Origin of the sequence: Parvibaculum sp., assembly GCF_035511255.1 — a bacterium.
GTDB lineage: Bacteria > Pseudomonadota > Alphaproteobacteria > Parvibaculales > Parvibaculaceae > Parvibaculum.
This window is the reverse complement of record NZ_DATKFR010000002.1, coordinates 1-2,320: the sequence shown is the minus strand read 5'-3', so window position 1 is coordinate 2,320 and position 2,320 is coordinate 1. Positions and strand designations below refer to the sequence as shown.

The 2,320-nt window shown below is 64.6% G+C and carries 2 protein-coding genes; both read right to left on the bottom strand.

Going from position 1 to position 2,320, the window contains the following annotated elements:
• On the bottom strand, positions 1 to 1,844 hold a 1,844-nt coding region (locus tag VMR03_RS00020; protein ID WP_325401010.1), incomplete at its 3' end, for a methylmalonyl-CoA mutase family protein.
• A gap of 129 nt (positions 1,845 to 1,973) precedes the next feature.
• Positions 1,974 to 2,320: RcnB family protein (locus VMR03_RS00015; protein ID WP_325401008.1), on the bottom strand; the 347-nt coding region annotated here is incomplete at its 5' end.

The following is a 2,320-nucleotide window of genomic DNA, read 5'->3' as shown; positions in this document are numbered from 1 at the left end:
GGGATGTCGATCCCCTCGTCCTTGAGCCGGGCCATCACATCCGTCACCAGCGAGACGTGGCTGCCCGACAGGATCGAGAGGCCGAGCACATGCACGCGGCCTTCGCGCGCGGCGGCGACGATTTCCTCCGGCGTCAGGCGGATGCCGTCATAGACGACGTCCATGCCGCAATCGCGGGCGCGGACCGCGATCTGCTCGGCGCCGTTCGAATGGCCGTCGAGGCCGGGCTTGCCGACGAGGAACTTCAGCCGCCGTCCGAGCTTCTTCGAGACGGCGTCGACCATTTCGCGCACATGGTCGAGGCCCGGCACGTCGTTGCGCGCGGCGTGGGACACGCCCGTGGGCGCGCGGTATTCGCCGAAGATCGCGCGGAGCGCCGTGCCCCATTCGCCGGTCGTGACGCCGGCCTTCGCGCAGGCAATCGACGGCTCCATGATGTTGTGGCCTTCCTTGGCCGCGCGGCGGAGATCGGCGAGCGCCGCCTCGACCGCGTCATTGTCGCGGGTGCGGCGCCATTCCTTCAGCCGCGCGATCTGGTGATCCTCGACACCGGCCTCGGCGACCATGATCGAGCCTTCGCCGGTGGTGAGCGGCGACGGCGCCGTCTCGACATAAGCGTTGACGCCGATGACCTTCTGCTCGCCCGCCTCGATGGCGGCGAGGCGTTCGGAATTGGACGAGACGAGCTGCTCCTTCATATAGGCGCTTTCGATGGCTGCGATGGCGCCGCCCATCTCCTCGATCTTCTTCAATTCCTCGCGCGCTTCCGCCTTCAGCGCCTCGACCTTGGCGTCCATCACATGGCTGCCGTCGAAAATATCCTCATACTGAAGAAGATCGGTTTCGAAGGCGAGAATCTGCTGCGCGCGAAGCGACCATTGCTGGTCCCAGGGGCGCGGCAGGCCGAGCGCCTCGTTCCAGGCGGGCAACTGCACCGCGCGGGCGCGCGCCTTTTTCGAGAGCGTCACCGCCAGCATCTCGATGAGAATCCGATAGACGTTGTTTTCGGGCTGCTGCTCGGTGAGGCCGAGCGAGTTCACCTGCACGCCGTAGCGGAAACGGCGATGCTTCTCGTCGGCGACGCCGTAACGGTCGCGCGTGATCTCGTCCCAGAGATCGACGAAGGCGCGCATCTTGGCAATTTCAGTGACGAAGCGGACGCCCGCATTGACGAAGAAGGAAATACGCCCGACGTCCTGATCGAATTCATGCTCGGGCACCTGGCCGCCCGCCTTCACATGGTCGAGGACCGCGATGGCGTTCGCCAGCGCAAAGGCCAGCTCCTGCACCGGCGTCGCGCCCGCTTCCTGCAGATGGTAGGAGCAGACATTGGTGGGGTTCCACTTCGGCACCTGCGTATAGGTATAGGAGACGATGTCGGTGATGAGCCGCATCGAGGGCTCGGGCGGAAAGACATAAGTGCCGCGCGAGAGATATTCCTTGATGATGTCGTTCTGCACCGTGCCCTGGAGCTTGGCCCGGTCCGCCCCCTGCTCGTCCGCGACCGCGATATAGAGCGCCAGCAGCCAAGCAGCCGTCGCGTTGATCGTCATCGAGGTGTTCATCTTTTCGAGCGGGATATCGTGAAAGAGGTCCCGCATGTCGCCGATATGGCTGATCGGCACGCCGACCTTGCCCACCTCGCCCCTGGCGAGCACATGGTCGCTGTCGTAGCCCGTCTGGGTGGGGAGGTCGAAGGCGACGGAAAGGCCGGTCTGGCCGCGGGCGAGATTGGTCCGGTAGAGCTCGTTCGAGGCCTTGGCCGTCGAATGACCCGCATAGGTGCGGAAGATCCAGGGTTGGTCCTGCTTCACGCGCGGTTTGCCGGTCTCGTCCTTCGCCATCTCTCTTGCCTTTACGCTGCGGTCCTTTGCCGAAACGCCATTATCACAGGCTTTGCTGCGCTGCAAAAGCGGGAAAGGCTCGGGCTTCCGGCCCGGGCCTTCCGAAACGGCGCAAAGCTCGCCTTGCCCTCAATGGACGTTGACGAGAATGTCCACGATGAGGCCGGTCGCGATCGCGGCCAACACGACGTCGTCGCCGACCATGTAGTATTCATAGCCCGGACGCGGATGGAACCGGACGCGCAGCTCCGGCGGCAGCGGATGGCGGTAATCGCGCGGCAGCTTGTAGCCGACATAGACGCGATGCTTCGGGCGCGGCGCATCCCATTTGTGATTGCGATAGTAGTCGCGCACATAGCGGGATTCGTCGTGCATGAATTCGGGATGGCCGGCCGGCTCATTGCGATGAGATTGCTGAGCCTGCGGCCTTCCCTGCGGTTGCGGGCTGTGCGACTGCCCCTGCGGTTGACCGTGCT